Annotated in this window: 22 protein-coding genes, 1 tRNA gene, 1 other RNA gene and 1 pseudogene; 15 read left to right on the top strand and 10 right to left on the bottom strand. The window is 65.3% G+C overall.

Annotated features, from left to right (window positions below; all coding sequences use genetic code 11):
- Positions 1–11 precede the first annotated feature (11 nt).
- From EO156_RS21630 to EO156_RS21680, 11 genes are all read left to right on the top strand, one after another.
- A complete protein-coding gene (locus EO156_RS21630; RefSeq protein WP_016848783.1) occupies positions 12–1,208 on the top strand; it encodes a glycosyltransferase in 1,197 nt (398 codons plus the stop codon).
- 37 nt (positions 1,209–1,245) lie between these two features.
- Complete coding sequence (locus EO156_RS21635) at positions 1,246–2,040, top strand: polysaccharide pyruvyl transferase family protein (RefSeq protein ID WP_003484852.1); 795 nt, start codon at positions 1,246–1,248, stop codon at positions 2,038–2,040.
- Between the two features lie 4 nt (positions 2,041–2,044).
- The gene (locus EO156_RS21640; protein WP_016848784.1) at positions 2,045–2,839 is read left to right on the top strand and encodes a WecB/TagA/CpsF family glycosyltransferase; all 795 of its coding nucleotides are present in this window, start codon (positions 2,045–2,047) and stop codon (positions 2,837–2,839) included.
- 34 nt (positions 2,840–2,873) lie between these two features.
- The gene (locus tag EO156_RS21645; protein WP_016848785.1) at positions 2,874–3,335 is read left to right on the top strand and encodes a cupin domain-containing protein; all 462 of its coding nucleotides are present in this window, start codon (positions 2,874–2,876) and stop codon (positions 3,333–3,335) included.
- Positions 3,336–3,426: 91 nt separating this feature from the next.
- Positions 3,427–4,449 (top strand): TraB/GumN family protein, encoded by a 1,023-nt coding sequence (locus EO156_RS21650; protein ID WP_016848786.1) that lies wholly within the window; start codon positions 3,427–3,429, stop codon positions 4,447–4,449.
- Between the two features lie 200 nt (positions 4,450–4,649).
- Entirely contained in the window at positions 4,650–5,648 is a 999-nt protein-coding gene (locus EO156_RS21655; RefSeq protein ID WP_016848787.1) for a 3-oxoacyl-[acyl-carrier-protein] synthase III C-terminal domain-containing protein, read from the top strand.
- Positions 5,648–6,496: an MBL fold metallo-hydrolase gene (locus tag EO156_RS21660; protein WP_005930200.1), complete on the top strand. Its 849-nt coding sequence runs from the start codon at positions 5,648–5,650 to the stop codon at positions 6,494–6,496. Before EO156_RS21655 ends, EO156_RS21660 begins: the two co-directional genes overlap by 1 nt.
- Positions 6,493–7,452: an NAD(P)-dependent oxidoreductase gene (locus tag EO156_RS21665; RefSeq protein WP_016848788.1), complete on the top strand. Its 960-nt coding sequence runs from the start codon at positions 6,493–6,495 to the stop codon at positions 7,450–7,452. Before EO156_RS21660 ends, EO156_RS21665 begins: the two co-directional genes overlap by 4 nt.
- Complete coding sequence (locus EO156_RS21670; RefSeq protein WP_016848789.1) at positions 7,443–8,597, top strand: glycosyltransferase; 1,155 nt, start codon at positions 7,443–7,445, stop codon at positions 8,595–8,597. Before EO156_RS21665 ends, EO156_RS21670 begins: the two co-directional genes overlap by 10 nt.
- Entirely contained in the window at positions 8,587–9,186 is a 600-nt protein-coding gene (locus tag EO156_RS21675; protein ID WP_005920322.1) for a hypothetical protein, read from the top strand. Before EO156_RS21670 ends, EO156_RS21675 begins: the two co-directional genes overlap by 11 nt.
- Positions 9,176–10,432: a glycosyltransferase gene (locus tag EO156_RS21680; protein ID WP_016848791.1), complete on the top strand. Its 1,257-nt coding sequence runs from the start codon at positions 9,176–9,178 to the stop codon at positions 10,430–10,432. The genes EO156_RS21675 and EO156_RS21680 overlap by 11 nt, the downstream gene beginning before the upstream one ends.
- A gap of 35 nt (positions 10,433–10,467) precedes the next feature.
- Here the strand turns inward: EO156_RS21680 and dxs are convergent, their stop codons facing one another.
- From dxs to EO156_RS21710, 6 genes are all read right to left on the bottom strand, one after another.
- Positions 10,468–12,384, bottom strand: coding sequence for a 1-deoxy-D-xylulose-5-phosphate synthase (gene dxs, locus EO156_RS21685; protein WP_033482846.1), 1,917 nt, complete (start codon positions 12,382–12,384; stop codon positions 10,468–10,470).
- Positions 12,385–12,817: 433 nt separating this feature from the next.
- Positions 12,818–13,474: an HNH endonuclease gene (locus EO156_RS21690; RefSeq protein ID WP_003484866.1), complete on the bottom strand. Its 657-nt coding sequence runs from the start codon at positions 13,472–13,474 to the stop codon at positions 12,818–12,820.
- 650 nt (positions 13,475–14,124) lie between these two features.
- Entirely contained in the window at positions 14,125–15,918 is a 1,794-nt protein-coding gene (locus EO156_RS21695) for an acyl-CoA dehydrogenase C-terminal domain-containing protein (protein WP_016851421.1), read from the bottom strand.
- Positions 15,919–15,962: 44 nt separating this feature from the next.
- Positions 15,963–16,039, bottom strand: a non-coding RNA gene (locus tag EO156_RS21700) — sX9 sRNA.
- A 60-nt stretch (positions 16,040–16,099) separates the two neighbouring features.
- On the bottom strand, positions 16,100–16,576 hold the full coding sequence (locus tag EO156_RS21705) for an LEA type 2 family protein (RefSeq protein WP_016851552.1): 477 nt from the start codon (positions 16,574–16,576) through the stop codon (positions 16,100–16,102).
- Between the two features lie 112 nt (positions 16,577–16,688).
- Complete coding sequence (locus EO156_RS21710) at positions 16,689–17,225, bottom strand: lipocalin family protein (protein WP_003484872.1); 537 nt, start codon at positions 17,223–17,225, stop codon at positions 16,689–16,691.
- Between the two features lie 182 nt (positions 17,226–17,407).
- On the opposite strand from EO156_RS21710, the gene EO156_RS21715 reads away from it, so the two are divergent.
- Together EO156_RS21715 and EO156_RS21720 are read left to right on the top strand one after the other, a co-directional pair.
- A tRNA-Phe gene (locus EO156_RS21715) sits at positions 17,408–17,483 on the top strand.
- Positions 17,484–17,733: 250 nt separating this feature from the next.
- Entirely contained in the window at positions 17,734–18,009 is a 276-nt protein-coding gene (locus tag EO156_RS21720) for a hypothetical protein (RefSeq protein ID WP_005914051.1), read from the top strand.
- A gap of 154 nt (positions 18,010–18,163) precedes the next feature.
- Here EO156_RS21720 and cho read toward each other — a convergent pair whose 3' ends face one another.
- Entirely contained in the window at positions 18,164–19,018 is an 855-nt protein-coding gene (cho, locus tag EO156_RS21725) for an excinuclease Cho (RefSeq protein ID WP_016851551.1), read from the bottom strand.
- Between the two features lie 230 nt (positions 19,019–19,248).
- On the bottom strand, positions 19,249–19,449 hold the full coding sequence (locus EO156_RS21730; RefSeq protein ID WP_003484886.1) for a KGG domain-containing protein: 201 nt from the start codon (positions 19,447–19,449) through the stop codon (positions 19,249–19,251).
- A 349-nt stretch (positions 19,450–19,798) separates the two neighbouring features.
- Here EO156_RS21730 and EO156_RS21735 point away from each other — a divergent pair.
- Positions 19,799–20,371: pseudogene (locus EO156_RS21735) on the top strand (hypothetical protein).
- Positions 20,372–20,704: 333 nt separating this feature from the next.
- Positions 20,705–22,327: a hybrid sensor histidine kinase/response regulator gene (locus EO156_RS21740; RefSeq protein WP_016851550.1), complete on the top strand. Its 1,623-nt coding sequence runs from the start codon at positions 20,705–20,707 to the stop codon at positions 22,325–22,327.
- Between the two features lie 372 nt (positions 22,328–22,699).
- Here EO156_RS21740 and EO156_RS21745 read toward each other — a convergent pair whose 3' ends face one another.
- Both EO156_RS21745 and EO156_RS21750 read right to left on the bottom strand, forming a co-directional pair.
- Entirely contained in the window at positions 22,700–22,975 is a 276-nt protein-coding gene (locus EO156_RS21745) for an oxidative damage protection protein (protein ID WP_005914056.1), read from the bottom strand.
- A 23-nt stretch (positions 22,976–22,998) separates the two neighbouring features.
- Positions 22,999–23,876, bottom strand: an 878-nt coding sequence (locus tag EO156_RS21750; protein ID WP_164735864.1) for an A/G-specific adenine glycosylase, incomplete at its 5' end; no start/stop codon positions are given.

The following is a 23,876-nucleotide window of genomic DNA, read 5'->3' on the forward strand; positions in this document are numbered from 1 at the left end:
GGACACGGCCCATGAGCGACACACCCGCCGCCGCTTCCGGCATCCGCCGGCCTTGCTACCTGGTCTTGTCCGCCCACGATTACCGCACGCCCCGGCGCGCTAATATCCACTTCATCACCGATCAACTGGCATTGCGCGGGACCACGCGGTTCTTCTCGCTGCGTTACAGCCGGTTGTCGCGCATGAAGGGGGATATGCGTCTGCCGCTCGACGAGACCGCAAACACGGTCGTCTCGCACAAAGGCGTCGACTGCTACCTGTGGCGCACGACCGTGCATCCGTTCAATACGCGCCGTCCGTGGCTGCGGTCGGTCGAGGATGCGATGTTCCGTTGGTATGCCGCGCATCCGCCGCGCCAGTTACTCGACTGGATGCGCGAGGCAGATGTGATCGTGTTCGAAAGCGGCATTGCGGTCGCTTTCATCGAACTGGCCAAGCGCGTCAATCCCGCAGCCAAGCTGGTGTACCGCGCGTCAGACGGACTGAGCACGATCAATGTTGCGTCGTATATCGAACGCGAGTTCGACCGCGTGGCACCCAAGCTCGATGTGATTGCACTGGTATCGCCGGCGATGGCAGAAGAAATCGCCAGCCGTGACAATGTCTATCACGTTGGCCATGGTGTAGATCACAACCTGGATCAACTCGGCGACCCGTCGCCGTACGGCGAGGGCACCCACGCAGTGGCCGTCGGTTCGATGCTGTTCGATCCGGAATTCTTCGTGGTTGCCAGCAAGGCTTTCCCGCAGGTGACGTTTCATGTGATCGGCTCGGGCATGGGGCGGCATCCGGGATACGGCGACAACGTGGTGGTCTACGGCGAGATGAAGCACGCCGAGACCATTGGCTACATCAAGCACGCGCGGTTCGGGATTGCGCCGTATGCGTCCGAGCAGGTGCCGGTCTACCTGGCGGACAGTTCGATGAAGTTGTTGCAATACGACTTTTTCGGCTTGCCTGCGGTGTGTCCGAATGCCGTGGTGGGGCCGTATCAGTCGCGTTTCGGCTACACTCCGGGGAACGCCGATTCTGTCGTTGCGGCAATCGGCCGCGCCCTGGAAGCGCCACGCGTGCGTTATCGCCAGTGCCTGAATTGGTCCGACACCACCGATCGCGTGCTGGATCCCAGTGCGTATCCGGAAACTCGGTTGTATCCACAGCAAAGCGCAGCGGTGCATACCTCGTCGGAGGCTGCGCTCTCGCACTGATGCGGCGCACATTTTTTCTTTAGGAGACTCATACGTTATGGCCAACGCCTTGCTGCAGAAATGGATAGAACATGCAGAACGTCGTGCGCTGTTCTGGTGGCAGCCCAAGAACGCTGGCGTGAATATGGGAGATCACCTGTCCAAGGTGATCGTCTCCTGCGTGCTGTCGTTGCAGGACAAAACGCTGATCGAGAAGCGGGATCTGAGCAAGAAGCTGATCGCGATCGGCTCGGTGCTGCACTTCGCCAAAGACGGCGACACCGTCTGGGGTAGCGGTATCAACGGCAAGATTCCTGCCGAGCGCAACACCTTCAGTACGCTCGATGTCCGTGCGGTGCGTGGGCCGAAGACGCGCAAGTTTCTGCTCGATCGCGGCATCGCAGTGCCGGAAGTGTATGGCGATCCCGGGCTGCTGACGCCGATGTTCTTCCCGGCCGATGCGCTCGGCGCGATCAACAAGCGCCCGTTCGCCATCGTTCCGCACTTCAACGAGCCGGTCGAAAAGTACAGCGCGTACAAGGACCACCTGGTATTTCCCAACGTCAAGCCCGCAACCTTCATGAGCGCGTTGCTTGGCGCTGAGTTGGTGATCAGTAGCTCGCTGCACGGCCTGATCCTTGCCGAAGCCTATGGAATCCCGGCGGTGTACCTGGACTGGGGCAACGGCGAAGATCGCTTCAAGTACGACGACTACTACAACGGCACCGGGCGTATGCAGTGGCATTCCGGCAACAGCGTGGAAGAGTGTCTGCAGCTGGGCGGCAACGGCGATTTCGATCTGGAAAGGCTGCAGGCTGGACTGTTGGCTGCCTTCCCCTACGACCTTTGGTGATTCGATGATGCAGGGCCAGCGCGTGGATGTGGAAACAACGGGGATTGCCAGCGGGGCCACGCCACCGGGTGTGGTGATTCCGTTGGGCGGCTTTCCGGTGTTGTCCACTACGCAGGAAGCCTTCGCGTTGGATCTATTTCATGCACTGGCCGCCCACCAGCCGCGGCGGGTGTTCTTTGCCAATACCAATTTCATCGTGCAGTGCCAGGCGCTGCGGGTGCGCATGCGTGAGCCCAGCGTGCGTATCGTCAACGACGGGATCGGCCTGGATCTGGCTGCGCGGCTGATCCACGGCCGCCGCTTTGCCGGCAACCTCAATGGCACCGACCTGATTCCGTATCTGTGCAGCGAGAGTGCGCAACCGCTGAAGTTCTTTCTGCTGGGCGGCCGTCCGGGCGTGGGCAAGACCGCTGCGGCCACGCTGACCGGGACCTTGGGGCAGCAGGTGGTCGGCATGTGCGATGGTTATGGCGAATTTGCGGCGGCGGGCGAGGGCCTGGCCGATCGCATCAATCGCTCCGGTGCCGATGTGCTGCTGGTGGCGTTCGGCAACCCGCTGCAGGAGCGCTGGATCCTGGACCACAGCCATGCGCTGAGCGTGCCGCTGGTGTTCGGGGTGGGCGCGTTGCTCGATTTCTTGTCCGGTACCGCCAAGCGTGCGCCCGAGTGGGTGCGACGCCTGCATATGGAATGGATGTATCGGCTGCTCAACGAGCCACGCCGTTTGCTCAAGCGCTATAGCTGGGATCTGCTGGTGTTCTTCCGCACCTGCCTGCGCGCAGGAAAGCAGCTGCCCTGATGCAGGGGGGATGCGTCTGGCCTAGCATGCACGCATGCATCCGACCGCCGCCGCTCTGATCCGCTCGCTGGACCTCGCCCCGCATCCGGAAGGCGGGCACTATCGCCGCGTCTACGCCTCTGCACGTCAGGTGACCGACAACGGCCATACCCGTCCGGCAATGACCGCCATCCGCTTCTTGCTGAGTGCAGGCGAATGCAGTGCATGGCACCGCGTGGATGCGGAAGAAACCTGGCATTGGCAGCTGGGCGATGCGTTGGAACTGCTGATCTATGACACCTGCACCGAGCAAGTGCAGCATGTGATCGTGGATGCCGCCGAACGCGGCGAGCCGATGCATGTGGTGCCGGCAGGCTGCTGGCAAGCGGCACGCTCGCTCGGCGATTTCACCCTGGTGGGCTGCACGGTATCGCCGGGATTTGTCTGGGAAGGATTTGCGCTGCTCGACAAGGCCTCGCCGTTGGCCGCACACCTGGCGACGCTGCTGCCACGCTAATCATCGACGGCGCTTGCGGTTCCGAACGCTTCCCTAACGCGGCTGCTGCCGGCTTGGCGTACTGTCCGCCTCAAACAGGGGGCGACACACCATGCAACGCAAGGTCGCAGGATGGGGAATGGGTCTGACGCTGGTGTCGCTGCTGGCGACCGCCAGTGAAGCCGCGCCGCCCAAGGTGGCGGTGCCGGCGCCGGCACCGGCAGTGGTGGATCTGGAGGCCATGGTCGTGCGCGGCGTGCAGCCCGGGCCGGGCTTGTGGAAGGTCAGCAAGGGCGATCATGTGTTGTGGATCCTGGGCACCCTGTCGCCATTGCCAAAGCGACTGCAGTGGCAGTCGACCGAAGTGGAGACCATCATCGGCCAGTCCCAGCAGGTGCTGGAAGCGCCAACCGTGCAGGTGGATGCGGACATGGGATTTTTCGGCAAGCTGACCTTGCTGCCGTCGGCCATGAAGGCGATGAAGAATGAAGACGGACGCGAGCTGCGCGACATCTTGCCGGCCGACCTGTATGCGCGCTGGAGCGTGTCCAAGGCGCGCTATCTCGGCAGCGACCGCGGCGTGGAGCGCAAGCGTCCGATGCTGGCCGCCGGCGAGTTGTATCAGGCGGCAATCAAGCGCTCCGGCCTGGCCCGTGCGCCGGTGGTTTGGCCCGTGGTGGAACGCGCGGCCAAGCGCGCGGGGATCAAGCCGACCCCGACCGCGCTGGACTACAAAATCAAGGATCCACGTCAGGCGCTCAAGGAATTCCGTGCGGGCGGAATGGACGATACCGCGTGTTTCCGCAGCATTCTGGTCACGGTGGAACGCGATCTGCCGACGATGGTGGAGCGCGCCAATGCCTGGTCGGTGGGCGATATCGAGGCCTTGCGTCAGCTGCCACGCGAAGACCCGCAGGCCGCCTGCATGGGCGCAATGGCCAGCTCTGGTGCCGCAAAAAAACGCGGCATCGGCGACCTGGAGCGGCGCATGCGCGAGCATTGGCTGGGCATCGCCACCGCCGCGTTGCAACGCAATCGCAGCACGTTCGCGGTGCTGCCGATCAGCCGGCTGACCGCGCCCGACGGCTATCTGGCACGCCTGCAGGCGTTGGGCTATGCCGTGGAAGCGCCTTGAGCCGATGCCGCCGCGTGCGCCTGGCGCGTCATGCTGCGCGCGAGCACCGGAGCTGGCATCGATCCAGTGGATGCGGCAGGCGGCTATTGCGCGGCGTGCGTCGCGGTGCTTGCGCTTAGATGTGTATCGGCATGCATGGCGGTGGGCCTGCCGATGCGGCCACGGTATGCTGCGCGCCTTCACGTTTTGAGAGCTGCGCGTTGAACGCATTGCCGCTGCGCATCCTGGGCACCGGGCGCCATGTTCCGGCGACGGAAGTGACATCGCACCAGTTGGACGAGCGCTGGCAGTTGCCGGCCGGAACAACGTTCGCGCGTCTGGGTGTGCAGACGCGCCATTACGTGGGCGAGGGCGAAACCGCATCGTCGATGGGGGCAGCCGCTGCGCAACAGGCCGTGGCCAGCGCCGGGCTCGATGCCAGTCGGATCGATTGCCTGATCTCCGCCTGCAGCGTCATGGAGCAGCCGATTCCCTGCCAGGCGGTGCTGATCCAACGCGCGCTCGGCCTCGGCGATTCGGGCATCCCCGCATTCGACGTCAATGCCACCTGCCTGAGTTTCCTGGTGGCCCTGGATATGGCGGCCAACGCACTGGCGCTAGGCCGGTACGAGTGCGTGCTGATCGTCTCCAGCGAAGTCGCATCGGCCGGGCTGGACGCAGCGACGCCGGCCACGGCCGGCTTGTTCGGCGATGGCGCAGCCGCGGTGGTCGTTGGCCGCAGCGACGCAGGGCAGGGCTCGGCGCTGCTCTCCAGCCGGCTGTCCAGTTATGGCAATGGCGCGGAGCTGTGCCGCATTCGCGGCGGCGGCACGCGTTATCCGCACGGCGAAGACAGCGCGCCCGATGCTTCGCGCGTGTTCTGCATGGACGGACGCGGCGCCTACCGTTTCGCCGCGCGGCATCTGCCAGCGTTCTGGGAACAGCTGCTGCACGAGGCCGGCATCGCCGCCGCAGCGTTGCGCTGCCTGGTACCGCACCAGGCCTCCGGTGGCGGCCTGGATCATGTGGTGCAGACCTTGGGACTGCGCCCCGATCAGGTGGTGCGCATCCTGCAGACCACCGGTAATCAGGTTGCCGCGTCGTTGCCGCATGCGTTGCATCAGGCACGCGTCGACCTGGGCCTGCAGCGCGGCGATCTGGTCGCGCTGCTTGGCACCGGGGCAGGGCTTGCCATCGGCGGCACGGTGTTGCGCTACTGATGCCGGTACGCGTGTCGCTCGAGCTGCTGCGCGTAGGCCACTGTCGCCATTGCGAACGCATGGTGCGCGCCGATGGTCACTGGCACGCGGTGGAATTCCCCGCATTGAGCGTGCTGATCCGGCATCCGCAGCGTGGCGCGCTGTTGTACGACACCGGCTACGCGGCGCATTTTTTTCGTGCCACCGATGCCTGGCCGGAGCGCTTGTATCGCTTGACCACGCCAGTGCGCCTGCCCGCTCACGAAATCCTGGGCGCCCAGCTGAGCAAACGCGGCGTAGCGCTGGATGACATCGCCTGGTGTCTGATTTCGCATTTCCACGCCGACCATGTCGGCGGTCTGCGCGATCTGCCGAATGCGCGCTTCATGTGCCTGCGTGCGGACCACCAGCAGCTGCGCAGCTGCTCGCGCGTGGGCGGGTTGCGCCGCGCCTTGCTGCCGCAGTTGCTGCCCGACGACTTCGACCAGCGGCTGCAGTTTGCCGACCAGGCTCCGCAGCGCGCGTTGACTGGAGCCTGGCAGGGGTTAGGCCCGGCTTACGATCTGTTCGAGGACGGCAGCGTGCTCGCGGTATCGCTACCCGGACACGTGCCCGGCCAGATGGGATTACGCGTTCGCGACCAGCACGACCGCGAGGTGTTGCTGTGTGCGGACGCGGTGTGGTCCTCGGCCACCTGGGCCACGCTGCAATGGCCGGCCTGGCCCACGCGCCTGCTGATGCACGACTGGCACGCATTCCAGCGCACCGTGCATCGCTTGCACGCCTTGTCGCACGCCCATCCGGAGCTGGCGATCCTGCCCTCGCATTGCCAGCCGAGTCTTGACCGTTATCAACCGGAGTGGCGATGAGCCTGCGCATTCTCGTGACCGGCGCGTCCGGTTTTGTCGGTGGTGCGTTCCTGCGGCGCTTTCAGGGGCAGCCGGCTGTCGAGATTCGCGGCATCGGTCGTCGCGCCAGCGATCTGCCCAACTACCATCGCATCGATCTGAGCCGGGCGTTTTCGCTGGACTGGCAACCGGATGTGGTGATTCATGCAGCTGCGTTGGCCTCGCCGTGGGGCACGCGTGCGCAGTTTCAGCTGCACAACGTCCAGGCCACCGCCAATGTCATCGACTTCTGCAAACGCAACGGCTGCCCGCGCCTGCTGTATGTTTCCTCCAGTTCGGTGTTCTATCGCGAAGCGCATCAATACGACCTGGACGAAGACAGCCCGATCGGCCCGGCGTTCGTCAATACTTACGCAGAAACCAAATATCTTGGCGAAACCCTGCTCGATGACTACCCGGGGCAGAAGTGCGTCTTGCGCCCGCGTGCGGTGTTCGGGCCCGGCGACACGGTGCTGTTTCCGCGCGTGATCGCCGCGGCGCGCAAGGGCGCGTTGCCACGTTTCGTCGGCCAGACCCAGCCGGTGATCGGCGACCTGATCTATATCGATACGCTGTGCGATTACCTGTACCGCGCGGCCACCGCGCCGCAGTTGCAGGCTGCTTACAATCTCACCAACGCACAACCGGTGGACCTGCAGCACGTGTTGTTGGAGGTGCTGGCGCGCCTGCAGCTGCCATTGCCACGGCGCGAGGTACGCATCGGCACCGCACTGCGCATGGCCAGCGCGGTGGAGGCGGTGTATCGCGGGCTGCGGCTGCGGGGCGAGCCGCCAATCACGCGCTTCGGCGTTGGCGTGTTCGCGTATTCCAAGACCTTCGATCCGCGCCGCACGCTTGCCGATCTTGGCCCGCCCAGTGTTGGCCTGGACGAGGGTGTGGACGCCTTCGTGCGCTGGCAGGCAGCGCAGTGGAGCTGATCGTCCCAATCCTGGCAGCGGCGTATCTGGCCGTGCTGCTGGTCAAGACGGCGGCCGCGCTGTGGGTCGTGCGCGGCGAACGGTTGAGGCCAGCGCGCAGTGCCGTTGCGACACCGGCCGACGTGGCGATCCTGCAGCCTATTCTTGGTGGCGATGCGCATTTGCAAGAGGTGCTTGCCGCCAACGTGCAGGCAGTGCCGCAGGCGCAGTTCATCTGGTTGCTGGATACCGACGATGGCCCGGGAAACGCCGCTGCCGATGCAGTCGTTGCGCAATATCCGCAGCTGCGTATCGCGCGCATGCTGGTGCCCCCGGCGCCACCTGGCATCAACCCCAAGGCCTGGAAACTCGATTGCGCGCTGCCGCACATCGATGCGCCTGTCAGCCTGATTCTCGACGACGATGCGCACCTTGGCGACCGTGCGCTGTCGCAACTGTTGCTGGACCTCGCGCATGCCGATGTGGTCACCGCACTGCCGTATTACCGCGACAGCGCCACGCTGGCCGGGCGCTTGTTGGCGCAGTTCGTCAACAACAATGCCGCGCTCACGTACTTGGGCTGGCTGCCATTCGCAGCGCCGCTGACCATCAACGGCATGTGCTATGCCGCGCGTACCGAACAACTGCGCCGCTGGGGTGGCTTTACTGCATTGCTGGAGCAACTGACCGACGATCTGGCCTTCGCCACCCTGGTGCGCGACCGCGGCGGGCGGCTCTGGCAATCCACTGCGCCGGTGGCGATGCGTACCGACATGCCCGACCTGCGTGGATATGTACGCCAGATGCATCGCTGGATGCTGTTCGCATCGATCCTGCTAGGCCGTCAACGCCTGCGTGTACGCAGTGCCATCGGCGTGTTGCAGGGGCTGCCGCCGGTGCTGCTGCTGGCCATGCTGGTCTGCGCTTGCGTGCAGCACACCTGGCCGGCTGCACTCTGCGTGCTGATCGTTTTGCTGGCACGCGCGCTGCTGCTGTGCGGTGTGCAATGGCGCGTCACCGGCGCCGTTCGCCATCGCCTGCTGCTGTCGCTATGCGCCGAATGTCTGCAGCCGCTGCATCTGCTGCACGCAGCGCTGGTGCGCACGATCCGCTGGCGCACGCGGCGTTACCGCGTGTTACCCGACGGGTGCTTTCGTGCGGAGTGAGTCGAGCCCGCTGCAGATCGCCTTTCTCACCGGGCAAAGCGATCCGGCAAGCTGCGCCTTGAGTACGGAACAGGGCGCATTTCTGCGACAGCTGCAGGGCACAGGCCGGCAGTTGGTGGATTGCAATTATCCGTACCGCCGCAATAGCGCGCCGCACCGGCGCACGCCGTTGTGGCGTGCCAGCCTGTCCAATGCGCGGCAGTATCTTGCGGCCCGACATGCCCGCCTTGCCGAGGCCGACCGCAAGCGTGTGCATGCACTGCTGGATCAGAGGCCGATGACGCTGCTTCTTGCCGGCAGCTGCGGGCTGCAGCTACTGACCGCATTGCAGTTGCCGGATGCGCTGCGCGCGCGTCTGGCGGTTTTTGCGTACGGCCCGGTGTGTGATGCGCCCGCCGTGTTCGGCCAGCTGCGCGTGGTACAGGGCCGCAGCGACTGGATCTCTCGCGCACTGTTCGATGGGCGGGTCGATGCAAGGCCTGCGTGCGGACACATGGCGTACCTGCATAACGCCGAGGTGCTTGCCGAGTGCCAGCGCTTTGTTGCGCAGATCGAACGGACGCGACAGGGCGTAGCGCATGCGCATTGATCTGATCGCACCGCCATACAGCGGCCATCTGCATCCCATCCTGGCGATCGCGCAACAACTCACTGCGCAGCACGCGGTATGCGTCATCAGCACGCCTGCCGCGCAGGCGCGCATCGAGGCATGTGGGCTCACCGCTGCCAGCGTGCTGGATGCGCATGCCGATCGCGTGCTGCTTTCCATCGCCAACCCGCCGCATGCAGTGGGCCACAACCCCGTGCGCCTGCGTCGGCAGCTGCACAGCGCACTCGGGCTCATGGCGCAGCTTGGCGAAGCGCTACAGCAGCGCTGGCGCGAGCGGCGGCCGGATCTGGTGATCGTCGACTTCACCCTGCCCAGCGCAGGACTGGCCGCACAGACGATGGGCATTGCCTGGTGGACCAGCATGCCGTCGCCGTGCGTGATCGAAACCACGGATGGGCCGCCCGCCTACTTTGGTGGGTTGCTGCCTGCGACCACGCCCTTGCAGCGTGTCTGGCATGCAGCGGTGCGCGGGCTCACGCGTGGTTTCAAACGGACCCTGCACCGTTGCTATCGGCGCCAGATGCGCGCTTGCGGGTTGCCGGCGATCTATCGCAGCGATCGCAGCGAGGCGGTGTATTCGCCGCAGTGCATCCTGGCTCTGGGAGTCCCGTCGTTCGAGCTGGCGCAGCGTTGGCCGACGGCAGTGCGCTTTGTCGGGCCGCAGTTGTGCACGCCGCCGTCGTCGGTGACGGCGCCCACCTTCATCGACGGTCGCCGGCATGTGCTGGTGACGCTGGGCACGCATCTGCAATGGGTCAAGCAGCGCATGGATGGCGTGTTGCGTGCGCTGGCGCCGCAGTTCCCGGAGGTGGTCTTCCATTTCAGCGACGGCGACACCGGCGCTCCGCTGCAGCCGGGGCAGGGCAACTATCAGCGTCTGCCGTACGTGGATTACGCGCAGCACCTGCACCGCTACGCATTGGTGATCCACCACGGCGGTGCCGGCATTCTCTACGCCTGCCTTGCCGTGGGATTGCCGGCGATCGTCTACCCGCTGGATTACGACCAGTTCGACCACGCCGCGCGCCTGCAGGTGGCAGGTGCTGGCTGGTGGGTGCGCGATCTGGATGGGTTGCCGGCGTCGCTGCGTGAGGCGCTCGGTGCTGACGAGGTACCACACGGCGTGCGTCGCCTGCAGGCGGAGCTGCAACTGATCCAATCGCAGGCGCGCATCGTGCACCTGGTGGAAGGTTTTGCGCGTACTGGCGCGGCGCCGCCGATGTAAGGCGGCACGCGCCACGAGGAGCCTGGCAGGCGCGATCAGCCTGTCGCAGCGTTCAACGCAGGCGGCAGGCTGATCATCAGCTGCGGCCAGCGCTTAAGCAAGGCGGCGCGAATGCCGGCTTGGTCGATGCCGGCTTCCGCAAGCAGGTCTTCGCGGCTGGCGTGATGCTGGAAGCTGTCCGGCAGGCCCAGATGCAGCAGCGGCATGGTGATGGCTTCGGCGTTGAGCAGTTCCGACACGCCAGAACCTGCGCCGCCGGCAACCACGTTGTCTTCGATCGTGACGAAGCCATCGTGGGTTTTTGCGAGCTCCAGCAGCAGCGCCTTGTCGAGCGGCTTGACGAAGCGCATGTTCACCACCGTCAGCCCCAGTTCGCGCCCGACCGCCTCGGCCGCATCCACCGTCGCGCCGAAGCCGAGCAGGGCGATGCGGGTGCCGCTGTGGCGCAGCTGCGCCTTGCCGATCGGCAGCGTGGCAAGCGAGGCGTCCAGTGCTGCGCCGGGACCGGTGCCCCGCGGGTAGCGCACCGCTGCCGGCCCCTGGTGTTGCACGCCGGTGCTCAGCATCTGACGGCATTCGGCCTCATCGGCAGGCGCCATCACCACCATGTGCGGCACGCAGCGCAAAAAGCTCAGATCCAGATTGCCGGCATGGGTGGCGCCATCCGGGCCGACCACGCCGCCGCGATCGATCGCGAACAGCACATCCAGTTGCTGCACCGCCACGTCGTGCACCAGTTGGTCGTAGCCGCGCTGCAGGAACGTGGAATAGATCGCGACCACCGGCTTGGCGCCCTGGGTCGCCATGCCGGCGGCCAGCGTGACCGCGTGCTGCTCGGCAATGGCTACGTCGAAATAGCGCTGCGGATATTGCTTGCTGAAACGCACCAGGCCCGAGCCCTCGCGCATCGCCGGCGTGATCACCAGCAGCTTGGGTTCGGCGGCGGCCATGTCGCACACCCAGTCACTGAAGACGTCGGTGTACGTCGGCTTCTTTGCGCCGGTCTTGGCGACCAGGCCCTTGCTTGGATCGAACGGGCCAACGGCGTGGTAGCCGATCTGATCGCCTTCGGCCAGTTCGTAGCCCTTGCCCTTGGTGGTGATGACGTGCAGCAGCTGCGGGCCCTTGAGCGTCTGCAGAGTCTTCAGTGCGCCGACCAGGCTGGGCAGGTCGTGGCCATCGATCGGGCCGGTGTAATGGAAGCCCATTTCCTCGAACAGCGTGGATGGCACGAACATGCCTTTCCAGTGTTCTTCCCAACGCCGCACGAAACGCGCGGTGGGGTTGTTCTTCTTGTCGCCGAGGATCTTCTTGCCGCCTTCGCGGATCGCATTGAGCGTGCGACTGCCGCTGGCGCGCCCCAGCATCTTGGTCAGCCCGCCCACTGCTTCGGAGATCGACATGCGGTTGTCGTTGAGGATCACCAGCAGATTCGGTTCCGGGTCCATGCCGCCGGCGTGGTTGAGCGCTTCGTAGACCATGCCGGCGGTCATCGCGCCGTCGCCGATCACCGCCACCACCTTGCGGTCGTCGCCGTTGCGCTGCGCGGCGATGGCCATGCCGAGCGCGGCCGAAATCGAGGTCGACGAATGGCCAACGCCAAAGGTGTCGTAGATGCTTTCCTCGCGCTTGGGAAACGGCGCCACGCCGTCCTTTTGCTTGACCGTGTGGATCTGGTCGCGGCGGCCGGTGAGGATCTTGTGCGGGTAGGTCTGATGCCCGACGTCCCACACCAGCTGATCGACCGGCGTCTGATACAGGTAGTGCAGGGCGACGGTGAGCTCGATCACGCCCAGGCCGGCCGCGAAGTGCCCGCCGCTCTTGCCCACCGATTCGATCAGATAGGAGCGCAGTTCTTCGGCGATCGCGGTCAGCTCGGCTTCGTCGAAGCGGCGCAGATCGTCGGGAGTCTGGATGCGGGACAGGCGCGGATAGCGGGTGGTGTCGATCATCATCGTGTCAATCTTCTGAAGCCGTATTGTCCTCCCCATGCGAAGGCCCGGCAAGCAAACCGGTTCAGCTGTCAGCGGGAAGTGATGGACGCGCGCACCGTGACGCCTGGCGCGCGCGACGCTCGCCCGACACCTGCGGCAATCTGCCGCACCTGGCGATGTGCTGGCTGCGCCGTGTCTCCGCGAGCACTTGGCTCCGCGCCTCTGCGTAGGGGGCCGACACTGCGCCGTATCGGGCGTCTCATGCGTTGGATCGCGGTAGCCGGGTTCGATGTCACGACCGACACCCGGTGCGTCAGTGAAGCCGCCAACGCTGCTGCGCGAGTGGGCAACGGCACGCGCGTCCAGGCTCAACCACCTGCGGCTGTCTTGGCACTCTGGGAAGCGTGCGTGCCACTGACCAGCCAGCAGCCGCAACAAATGGACAGTCGGCTTACAACGACAGCTTGGAGCGCTTGGGCAGCTGCGCGCGCAAAAAGGCCATCTGATCGGACAGGATGTTGCGGTTGGACAGGATCAGGTGCTCGATCCAGCTCGGCCGGTAGGGCACCGCCAGCAGCGGCATATGCGCCTGTTGCGGCGTGCGGTTGGCCTTGCGCGAATTGCACTGGAAACAGGCGGTCACCACGTTCTCCCAACTGTCGCGACCGCCTTTGGACACCGGCATGACGTGGTCGCGGGTCAGGTGCGGGCGGCTGAAATGCTGGCCGCAGTACATGCACAGCTGCGAATCGCGCGCGAACAGCGCGGTGTTGCTGAGGGTCGGGGTCGGGTCCAGCGCGCGCGAACGGGCATGCCCGCGCGCGGCGATGATGGGGTGCAGTTCCAGCGTGCTGCGCTCGCCGGTCAGCCGCGAGATGCCGCCGTGGATCTGCATGCAAGGCTCGCCCAGCGTCCACGACACCGCATCGCGGGCGTACAGGCAGGCGGCGTCTTGCCAGTTGATCCAATCCAGCACGCGGCCGTGCGCATCGAGCGACAGCAGGCGAAGCGTGGGAAGTTGGTGGATTGCAGCGACAGCGCCGCCCGCGTCCGGGGCATAGCTGCCTCCGGGGACGATCACATCACGAACGTGCGTGTCTGTCTCCATCGGGAAAACAGCTTATACCCGATCGTTGACAGTTTGTGTATCACAGCGAACGGCGTTGGCACGTGTCTCCAAAGTATGGCTCAGCAGGTACTGTTGGCCGCGATGCCGTGCCGCCGCGCTGCGGGATCACCCTTCGAACGCAGTGATGGCGTTGGTGAGCCGTCGGAGCGCACCCGGGCGCGATGCCTTGCTGATCGATACCACCCCGTCGCGGCCAGGTCCGCTCCTACGGCAGCGGTGTAATCTCGCGGCGTTACCCGTAGGAGCGCACCCGGGCGCGACGCCTTGCCGATCGATACCACCCTGTCGCGGCCAGGTCCGCTCCTACGGCAGCGGCGGAATCTCGCGACGTTACCCGTCGGAGCGCACCCGGGCGCGACGCCTTGCCGAGCGACACCGCCCCGTCGCGGCCAGGTCCGCTCCTACGGCAGCGGCGGAATCTCGCGGCGTTACCCGTAGGAGCGCACCCGGGCGCGACGCCTTGCCGATCGATACCACCCTGTCGCGGCCAGGTCCGCTCCTACGGCAGCGGCGGAATCTTGCGGCGTTACCCGTCGGAGCGCACCCGGGCGCGACGCCTTGTCGAGCGACACCGCCCCGTCGCGGCCAGGTCCGCTCCTACGGCAGCGGCAGCGCCGTGATGACGGCGCTCAGCCTTCGCCGAACAGTTCCGCTTCCAGCGTCATCAGCGGTGCGGCGCCACTGCGGATGGCGGCGGCATGGGTCAGGGTGCGTGGCAGGATGCGGGCGAAGTAGAACCGCGCCGTCTCCCGCTTGGCGCGCCTGAAGTCCTCGCCGTGCGCCGATGCGTCGGCAGCGGCCACGCTGCGCGCCCACCAGTACGCCAGCACCACGTAGCCCGAATAAAACAGATAGTCATGGCTGGCGGCGCCGAGTTCGTCCGGGTTGCGCGCGGCGCGATCGAGCACATCGCGGGTCAGCATCGCCCATTCGCTGCACTTGTCGCGCAACGGCTTGATGAACTCGGCCAGCGCAGCGTTGCCGTCCTGCGCGTTGGCGAAGGTTTCCACATCGGCCAGGAACAGCTTCAGCCCGGCAGCCTGGCTGGCGGCGGTCTTGCGGCCGATCAGGTCCAGCGCCTGGATGCCGGTGGTGCCTTCGTAGATGGTGGTGATGCGCGCGTCGCGGGCCAGTTGCTCCATGCCGTACTCGCGGATGTAGCCGTGGCCGCCGAAGCACTGCAGCGCGTGGTAGGTATTCTCGATCGACCATTCGGTCTGGCAGGCTTTGGAGATCGGGGTGAGGAAGCTCACCAGGGTCTCGGCGTCGGCGCGTTCGCGTTCGCTCTCGCCGCGATGGGCGACGTCGACCAGGCTGGCCGCATGCAACGCGAGCAGGCGGCTGCCTTCGGTCAGCGACTTGACGGTCAGCAACATGCGGCGCACGTCCGGGTGCACGATGATCGGGTCGGCCGGTTTGTCCGGGGATTTGGCGCCGCTGAGCGCCCGCGATTGCAACCGCTCGCGGCTGTAGCGCAGGGCGTTTTGGTAGGCGCGCTCGGACAACCCGATGCCTTGCAGGCCCACGCTTAGGCGTGCGGTATTCATCATCGTAAACATCGCCTGCAGGCCCTTGTGCGGCTGGCCGACCAGGTAGCCTTGTGCGCCCTCGAAGTTCATCACGCAGGTCACCGAGCCCTTGATGCCCATCTTGTGCTCGATGGAGCCGCAATGCAGCGCGTTGCGCTCACCCACGGTGCCGTCGCGGTCCACCTTGAACTTGGGAGTGACGAACAGCGAGATGCCCTTGGCGCCGGCCGGTGCGTCCGGCAGCTTGGCCAGCACCAGGTGCACGATGTTGTCGGTGAGGTCGTGCTCGCCGGCGGTGATGAAGATCTTGGTGCCGGTGATGGCATAGCTGCCATCGGCATTGGGTTCGGCACGGGTCTTGAGCAGGCCCAAATCGGTGCCGCAATGCGGTTCGGTCAGGCACATGGTGCCGGTCCAGCGGCCGTCGATCAGGGGTTTGAGGAAGACGTCCTGCTGCCAGGTCTCGCCGTGCTGGCGCAGCGCTTCCATCGCGCCATGCGACAGCAGCGGAAAGTTGCCCCAGGCCAGGTTGGCGGCATTGATCATTTCGCTCAGCGGCACGCCCAGCGTGTGCGGCATGCCCTGGCCGCCGAATTGCGGTTCGGCGGTGAGCCCGTTCCAGCCGCCTTCCACGAATTGATCGTAGGCGGCGCGGAAGCCGGGCGGAGTGGCCACCGCGTGCGTGCTCTTGTCGAACGCGCAACCGATCTCGTCGCCCACACTGTTGAGCGGCGCCAGCACCTGCGAGGTGAAGCGGCCGGCCTCTTCGAGCACGGCGTCGATGATGTCGGTGCTGGCCTCGGTATAGCCGAGCCGGGCGAACAGGGCTTGCGCGCCGAGCACATCGTGCAGGGCGAAGCGAAAATCGGTCAGCGGGGCGGTGTAGCTGCTCATGCGGGATCCTTGGAAGCGGGGACGGGAGGCGTGCGCCTTAGAGCGGCTAACAAAACGTAGCGAGCAGCTGTCAGGTGGGCGCGGACGGCGCGCTCAGAACCGGAATGTACGAGGGGTACATGCCGATTCCGAGCACCGGCCGCGCCGCCTGGCGGCTGCGCAGTAGTTTTGTTAGCCACTCTTAGCGCAGCACGCCATTGAGGCCGGGGGCCGGGCTGAGCGTATTGCGCGATTCCACACGGAACTGGCGCTGCTTCTTGTCCTGCGGGGTCGCCCAGACGGTGCCCTTGAGCGTATACGGGAACGAGCGGCCGCCGGCCAGCACGTCGGCCACGGTGATACGACCCAGCGAGGTGGGTTGCACGGCGACGGTGACCACATCGGCGGTTTCCGGGCCGATCGACATGCCCACTGCCTGGTCGAGCTTGCCGGCCAATTGGTCGCTGGCAGAGATCTCCAGTGCCACGCGTTCGAACTGCATCGGGATGCTGCTGTAGTTCTGCAGGCGCAGGTCGAGCGACCAGGAGCCGTCGGCGCGCACGGTCAGTTGCTGGATGCTGGCGGCCGGCTCGGACACCCGGCGGACTGCGCCGCCACAGGCGCTCAGCAGCAGCCCGCAGGCCAGCGATACAAGAAGAAGGCGAGAGGCACGACGCATGGACTCGGGTCCTTGGCGGGAATGAGGCGGCGCCAAGAATACTACGCAGTACGGTCGCCGCTCCTGAGCGCGAAGCGGTGGCGCCGGATCTAGGCCGGGGCGCGGGCAGGCCTCACAACAACGGCGCGGCGACAATCAACGGCGACAGGTCGTAGCCCATCTCGGCCGCCTTTGCCTTGAGCCGTTCCAATTGCGCGCGCTGCATCTGCGGCGAGCGCGACAGGATCCACAGGTATTTGCGATCCGGCTCGCCGACCATCGCCCACTGGTAATCCGGGTCGAGCGCGATCACCCAATAGTCGGCCCACACCAGCGGCAACCAAGCGAGCCACTCGGGAGCGAAGCGCACCTGCAACTGCCCGGGCTGGCCATCGACCGGGCGCGCCACGCCGTCGGCCTGGGTCAGGCTGCCATCGGCGGTGCGGCAGCCATTGCGCACGCCGACCAGGCCATCGTCGCGCAAGGTGTAGCTGGCGGTGATGTCGCCGCGGCACTTTTTCTGGAACGACACCGGCAGGTGCGCAATCTCGTGCCACTGGCCCGCGTAGCGCGAGATGTCCAGCTGCGGCACCGCACGCACCGGCTGTTGCGCCAGCGCTGTCAGCGGCAGGAGGGCGACGAACGACAACAGCAGGCGGGGCAGGCGCATGACAATCTCCGGTGGACGCGCGCAGGCTAGGCCATGCACCCGGCCGCGCGGCGTGAACCGGCGCGAGAAACGCCGGCGCCGAGAGCGGCCGGCAACAAAGTTGCTCGCAACGCTTGCCCAAACTGCGCCTGCTCGCTATAGTGCGCGTCCTCGCAACGCAGGCATCGTGTTGCAGGTTAAGTGGCCGAGTAGCTCAGTTGGTAGAGCAGGGGATTGAAAATCCCCGTGTCGGCGGTTCGATTCCGTCCTCGGCCACCATATTCCAAGCCTTCGTTCGCAAGGCTTCCCGGTCATCGCCGGATCTGTCGCTCTCCCTATCACTTTCTCGATTGCACACGCGGTGGGCAGTGATGCGTGTTGCACGCGCGCGCGCTGATTCTGATCTGATCCAGCATGGACACAGACTTGCGCGTTGGTTCGGCTTCCCGGTCGTGCGCGTAGGTGCTACGTGCGCCCGATGCAATCGATTTCGACGTGATCTTCAAATGTGCATGGCGATACTGCGCGCATGACGCACAAGACACTCCGACGCACCCTGATCCACGGTTACTGCGGTGAATTCCGCGTGGAGACCCTGGAAAGCCAGGCGCCTGGCGCGACGTTGTGGCTTTCGACTGCGTTCGTTTACCACCGCGACCGCGCCGCCCCCGTGGCCACGATCGAGGGCGCAGGGCAGGGCGAGTACCGGGGCGACGCGCGCGAGCAGGCGCTGCGCGTAGGTTCTTGTCTGGCGGAGTTTTTGGACCCCAAGGAATACCGCAGCTGCGAAAGGCAGAGCGGCTGAAGAATCGCGGACTCTTGCGTGCGCTTCGAGCGTGCAGGTGGCGAGATCGTGGTTGGCGGGGAACAGGGAAGACCGGCGGCAAGTCGCGCGATGCCTCGCATGAACTCGGCGCGTACTGCGAGTGCCGAAGTGGGTGCGCCCACTCATGTCGTGCTTATAGCAACACCACGTTGTGCAGATGCGTTTGCAGGCCCTTGCGCAAAATCCGGTAGCAATCGCGATCGAAGTCGCCGGGTGTGGACTGCAGTTTGCGGGCAGTGGCCAGCGAGGTGGCGCTGCCCAGATAGTGCCAGTCGCGCAGCACGTGAAACTGGCGCAACTGCTTACCTTCTTCCATGAGTGCGACCGCGCCAGGAAACGGCCATACGACCTGTTCCAGGTGCTGGAGGGCAGCGCGTAGACGCGTCTCGTGGTCGCCCAGCGACTCGGCGCCATGGCAGGCACCGGCACAGCGTTCCAACATGGCGCGGAAACACGGGCGACCATCGGTGGCGCGTTCCAGGCCGAGCAGCCCGTAGCAAAGGCGGTCGCGATCGGCCAGCCGCCGCAACGCCTCCTTGGCGGCGCGTGGGCTGGAATAGAGCCCATACAGCCATGGTGTTACCGCCGGATCGCGCTCGGCCGAATGCACGATGGACACCTCGCCGCAATACAGGCGGATCGAAAACTGACGCGGTACGCGACGCAGCTTCTGGTTGTACAGCGGGCGCATCGATTTGATGAGCTGGGATTCCAGCAGCTGCGCACCGAGATCGCCGGCCATTTCGAATACGCTGATGCGCCGGGTCTGGCGCAATAACGAGGCTTCGCGTGGCGTGCGGAAGTGATCCATCACCCGCATCCGCAGGTTGATGCTCTTGCCGATGTACAAGGGGAGTCCGCTGTCCTTGCCATGGAACAGATACACCCCGGCAGTCGTTGGCAAGGTCGCGAGCGTGCTGCGCAAATGGTCGGGGTAGGCGTATTCGACCGCGCCGAGCGCGCGGCGAACGCGTTCACTGCGGCCCACGGCGGACCTTGGTCTGCTGCGTCAGCGTATCGACTCGTGCGCAACCACCCAGATGGCGCGGCGCTGCTGTATGCACGGTGGCATGTGGGAATGCCTGGAAAATCGTTGTCATCGGGCGGCAGCGTGCCGATGTGCTGTCGCATCAGCTGAGACGCCGCATGAAAAGAACGCGCTTCCGAAAGAGCTTCAGCTCTTCCGGAAGCGCCGTGGTACCTGCAGTGTTGTGCAGCTCAGCGGTTGTTGCCGCCACCGCTCGCCTGGCCGCCCTTCTTGCCGGCTTCGCGCGCTTCTTGCGAGGTGAACTCGTGGGCATTGCCACTTTCATGGGCCGCCTTGCCGCCCTTGGATGCGATTTCGCGCTGCTTGTCTTCGTCCATCGAAGCAAAGCCGCGGTTGCTGGTGCCACCCTTGTTGTCGTTCTGATTTGCCATTGCGGATTCTCGTTTCGTCAGTTGGGGAATGCACCACTGGACGCCGTGGTGCGAGGCCAGCATCGCGGTGGAGGCATCAATCGGACGTGGGGATTTCGACAGCTAGGCGTGAGCCGGCAAGCGGGCTTGACGAGCGATCTTCACTGCCGAAAAACGCGGTGTGGCGAAGCAATGCTGCAGACGCTCGACAGTATGTCGACTCAACCATGCGCGTGCGCCGCACGGTCCTAGGTCCTGCAATCCGATGCCGGCGCGCGCGACAACGACGGCCGGCCATGCAGGCAGCCTCGACGCAGACCAGGACACCGCGATGACGACACCATGCGGATGGTGGGCAACAGTGCCGGCAATGACGGCGACGCTCGCCATGCCAACCGGCGTCGCAACGCTACCCGCAGGCGCTGCCGAATCGTTACCTACTATCGGTGGATGGGTGTCGCTAGCGCAGATCTCACCGAGGTGGCCGGCTGGACGACGTGGTTGCGTTGCGTGCATCCGCAGAACAGACGCTGCGTGGCAATGGACATGCGGCACCGCCGCGTACCTTGCTGGTGCTGCTTGCAAACGCGGACGGTGGGTTTGTCGAAGCCGTGCGCAACACGCGGGTGATTTTCAAAGCCGACGAAGGCGGGCAGTGCGATCCGTTTCTGGACAGCGACCAGGGCCTGGTCGCGAAGGGCGCGTATTTCACCGTGCAAAACGGATTGGCGTGCGGACAATACCGGACGGACTGCATCACCTTTCGTTACGACCGCCACCGCGGCGCTGTCGTGTTCCACAAGCGCGTGATCGACGTATGGGAAATGAACACCCAGGACGCGCCGCTGCCGATGCCGACGCGCTGCGCCTGAGCGAACACAAAGAAATTGCCGCCGACCCGGGTAAGCCGGTCCTGCTATCTGCCTATACGCCTGCAACGTGATGGCGTCGCTGTGCGTTCATTCGCCCGCGCGTCGCCGGCTCTGCGTGTAGTGCCGGGATCATGGCGAACGTGTCAGTGCGCGGCGCGCCGGTGTCCCGGCCGAGCCGGCGGTATTGCACTGAGTGAGCGCAGTGGGCGCAGCGCCGTCGGGCCGGGAACGCCGCCAAACGAGGGGCGGGTGACACCCAGCGCTCACGGGTGCGCAGCTGCAATCGCAGCGCACTGGTTTAGCGGCAGGCGCGGCCGTACGGGAAATGCTCATGGATGTGACGAATCGCCTCACCGGACCCAACTAGACTGTGGCCACGGGAATGGCCCCGCGGAGAACATCACTTGAACGATCCCGGTCACGGAGAGCTGCGAGCGCCTCACATCAGCGAATCTCGCAGCCTGCCTGTCGAGAAGCACCGCTCGGACATCTTCTTTGCCGCAGTGGAAACCACGCGCATGCCGATGACGGTGACCGACCCCCATCTTCCGGATAATCCCATCGTGTTCGCCAACCGCGCGTTCCTGGAGATGACCGGCTATGCCGCCGATGAAGTCATCGGCAACAACTGCCGCTTCCTTCAGGGGCCGGAGACCGATCCGGCCAGCATCAGCGATGTGCGCGAATCGATCGAAAGCCGTCGCGAATTTGCCACCGAGGTGCTGAATTACCGCAAGGACGGCTCCTCGTTCTGGAATGCGCTCTTCATCTCGCCGGTGTTCGACGACAAGGGCAACCTGGTGTATTTCTTCGGCTCGCAGCTGGATGTGAGCCGGCGCCGCGATGCCGAAGATGCGCTGCGCCAGGCGCAGAAGATGGAAGCGCTGGGCCAGCTGACCGGCGGCATCGCGCACGATTTCAACAATCTGCTGCAGGTGATGTCTGGCCATCTGGAAGTGATCCAGATGATGGCCAGCGCCGGCGGCGGTAGTGCCGAGCGCATTGCCTTCAGTGCCGAACACGCGGCGGCAGCGGCTGCCAAGGCGGCCACCTTGACCCAGCAACTGCTGGCGTTTTCGCGCAAGCAGAAACTGCGCGGGCGGGTAGTGAACCTCAACGGACTGGTGGCCGGCATGACCAACATGGCCGAGCGCGCGCTGGGAGGCGGGGCCACTCTGCGCCAGTCGCTGGAAGAAGGGCTGTGGAACTGCCAGATCGACACCACCCAGGCAGAGGTGGCGCTGTTGAACGTGTTGATCAATGCGCGCGACGCGATGGCCCAGGCCGAACGCAAAGAAGTGACGGTGCAGACCCAGAACGTGGAGATCACCGGCCACGATCTGGCGATGTACCACCAGCTGGCACCGGGCCGCTACGTCAGCATTGCCGTGACCGACACCGGCTCGGGCATGCCGCCGGAGGTGGTCAGCCGGGTGATGGAACCGTTCTTCACCACCAAGGAGGAAGGCCAGGGCACCGGCCTGGGCCTGTCGATGGTGTATGGATTCGTCAAGCAGTCCGGCGGCACCGTACGCATCTACAGCGAGGTGGGCGAGGGCAGCACGGTGCGGCTGTATTTCCCCGCCTCCAGCGAATTCGAAAACGATTTGCAGATAGCCAAGAGTCGCGCCATCGACAAGGGTGGCAACGAAACCATCCTGGTGGTGGAAGACAAGCAGGATGTGGCGGTGGTGGCGCGGATGTTTCTGGAAAATGCCGGTTACCGCATCCTGTCTGCGTCCAGTGGACGCGAGGCGATGGAGATCCTGGAGAAGAACCCGGAAGTGGATGCGCTATTCACCGACCTGATCATGCCCGGCGGTATGAACGGGGTGATGCTCGCCCGTGAGGCGCGCCGCATGTTGCCGAAGGTCAAGATCCTGCTCACCACCGGCTACGCCGATGCCAGCATCCAGCGTACCGATGTGGGCGGCGCTGAGTTCGATGTGGTGAACAAACCCTATACGCAGAAGGAATTGCTTAAGCGCATCCGCATGTTGCTGGATGGGCCGACCGGGGTTGGTTGAGTCCGACAGATCGCCATTGCGATGCCGCTGCGGCATCGCACTGCAACCGCCGTTGAGCTTCAAGATTGCGGCAGTCCGCTAGCGCAGCGCCCGGAGCAGCAGGCATCGGGCGCTGCTGGCGACCATGAGGCCCGCGGAGCTCGACGCATGGCGCATCCGCCAGATCACCCACGTCGTGCGCGGGATATGGGCGGATCGCCAAGCTTATTTTGCGACGGGAACACCACGCCACGTCGGTGAAGGGCCTGGCCGTTCCGGCACTCGCTCTTTTCAGCAGATGCAGCCACCCCATTACTTCTCAGACGCATTGGATGCAGCAAAGGCTGCCACTACTGGTGCAACTCACGACTCCGCAATCCCACATCCGCGCGCTCAGTCACCCACCGGCGCCACATAGCCTTCGGGTTTGTCGGCATTGCGCTCGAACAGGAACTTCTGCAGCTCGGCTTCGAGAAAGGCGCGGTGCTTGGGGTCGCGCGGCGACAGCCGGTTTTCGTTGATCAGCATGGTCTGGTGCGCCAACCACGCTTGCCAGGCGTTCTTGCCGATCTGCGCGAAAATGCGCTGGCCGAGCTCGCCCGGATACGGCACGAAATCCAGGCCTTCGGCGTCGCTTTGCTGGTAGTGGCAGAACACGGTGCGGGACATGCGGATTCCTTTGGAAGACGCGCTTACAACGCGTCGAGCAACTTGCGGATCGGCGCCGGCAGGCCTAGCGATGCAAGATCGGCAGGTGCTACCCAGCGTAGGTCGTCATTGTCGCGCACCGCCGGACGTAGCGCGACCTTGCGCAGGCGCCATGGCTGCAAATGCAGGCGGTAATGGCTGAAGGCGTGCACGATCGGCGGCACCTCGTCGGCGCGCTCGTAGTTGCCGTCGATATGCGCCGCAAACCAGGCGCGCATGCCGCTCTCGGTCTCGGCCTGCGGCAGCGTCCATAGTGAGGCCCAAATGCCGGTTGGCGGGCGTCGCTGCAGCAGGATGTGGCCCTCGGCATTCTGCAGCAGCAGCGCAGTGGCCTCGCGTTCGGGTAGCTGCTTGCCGGGTTTGGGGGTGGGCAACGCGTCGACCAGGCCATTGCGGCGTGCGATGCAATCGGTCTGCAGCGGGCACAGTACGCAGGCGGGCTTGGCGCGCGTGCACAGGGTGGCGCCGAAATCCATCTGCGCCTGGGTGTAGTCGGCCAGGCGGCCAGCGGGGACGTGCGCAACATGGATGATGGCGAGTTGCCATAACTGTTTTTCGATCGCCGGCAGGCCGGGATACCCGGCGATGCCGTGGAAGCGCGTGAGCACGCGTTTGACGTTGCCGTCCATGATCGCAAAGCGATCGTTCCAGGCCTGGCTCAGGATCGCCCCTGCCGTGCTGCGGCCGATGCCCGGCAACGCAAGCAGTGCATCGAAGTCGCGCGGAACTTGCCCGCCGTGCAGCGCGACGCATTGCTTGGCGGCGGCATGCAGATTGCGCGCGCGGGCGTAGTAGCCCAGTCCGGCCCACTGCGCCATCACCGTGTCGTTGTCGGCCGCAGCCAGATCGGCCAGCGCAGGTG

Source organism: Xanthomonas sp. DAR33341 (assembly GCF_003992815.1).
Taxonomy (GTDB): Bacteria; Pseudomonadota; Gammaproteobacteria; order Xanthomonadales; family Xanthomonadaceae; genus Xanthomonas; species Xanthomonas cissicola.

What these genes read in the sequence shown, in the direction of transcription:
- EO156_RS21695 (WP_016851421.1), bottom strand. Translation starts at nt 15,918, where the DNA reads ATGAGCAGCTACACCGCCCCGCTGACCGATTTTCGCTTCGCCCTGCAC.
- EO156_RS21635 (WP_003484852.1), top strand. Translation starts at nt 1,246, where the DNA reads ATGGCCAACGCCTTGCTGCAGAAATGGATAGAACATGCAGAACGTCGT.
- EO156_RS21705 (WP_016851552.1), bottom strand. Translation starts at nt 16,576, where the DNA reads ATGCGTCGTGCCTCTCGCCTTCTTCTTGTATCGCTGGCCTGCGGGCTG.
- EO156_RS21730 (WP_003484886.1), bottom strand. Translation starts at nt 19,449, where the DNA reads ATGGCAAATCAGAACGACAACAAGGGTGGCACCAGCAACCGCGGCTTT.
- EO156_RS21710 (WP_003484872.1), bottom strand. Translation starts at nt 17,225, where the DNA reads ATGCGCCTGCCCCGCCTGCTGTTGTCGTTCGTCGCCCTCCTGCCGCTG.
- EO156_RS21640 (WP_016848784.1), top strand. Translation starts at nt 2,045, where the DNA reads ATGATGCAGGGCCAGCGCGTGGATGTGGAAACAACGGGGATTGCCAGC.
- EO156_RS21645 (WP_016848785.1), top strand. Translation starts at nt 2,874, where the DNA reads ATGCATCCGACCGCCGCCGCTCTGATCCGCTCGCTGGACCTCGCCCCG.
- EO156_RS21650 (WP_016848786.1), top strand. Translation starts at nt 3,427, where the DNA reads ATGCAACGCAAGGTCGCAGGATGGGGAATGGGTCTGACGCTGGTGTCG.
- EO156_RS21665 (WP_016848788.1), top strand. Translation starts at nt 6,493, where the DNA reads ATGAGCCTGCGCATTCTCGTGACCGGCGCGTCCGGTTTTGTCGGTGGT.
- EO156_RS21660 (WP_005930200.1), top strand. Translation starts at nt 5,648, where the DNA reads ATGCCGGTACGCGTGTCGCTCGAGCTGCTGCGCGTAGGCCACTGTCGC.
- EO156_RS21690 (WP_003484866.1), bottom strand. Translation starts at nt 13,474, where the DNA reads ATGGAGACAGACACGCACGTTCGTGATGTGATCGTCCCCGGAGGCAGC.
- EO156_RS21680 (WP_016848791.1), top strand. Translation starts at nt 9,176, where the DNA reads ATGCGCATTGATCTGATCGCACCGCCATACAGCGGCCATCTGCATCCC.
- EO156_RS21720 (WP_005914051.1), top strand. Translation starts at nt 17,734, where the DNA reads ATGACGCACAAGACACTCCGACGCACCCTGATCCACGGTTACTGCGGT.
- EO156_RS21745 (WP_005914056.1), bottom strand. Translation starts at nt 22,975, where the DNA reads ATGTCCCGCACCGTGTTCTGCCACTACCAGCAAAGCGACGCCGAAGGC.
- EO156_RS21630 (WP_016848783.1), top strand. Translation starts at nt 12, where the DNA reads ATGAGCGACACACCCGCCGCCGCTTCCGGCATCCGCCGGCCTTGCTAC.
- dxs (WP_033482846.1), bottom strand. Translation starts at nt 12,384, where the DNA reads ATGATCGACACCACCCGCTATCCGCGCCTGTCCCGCATCCAGACTCCC.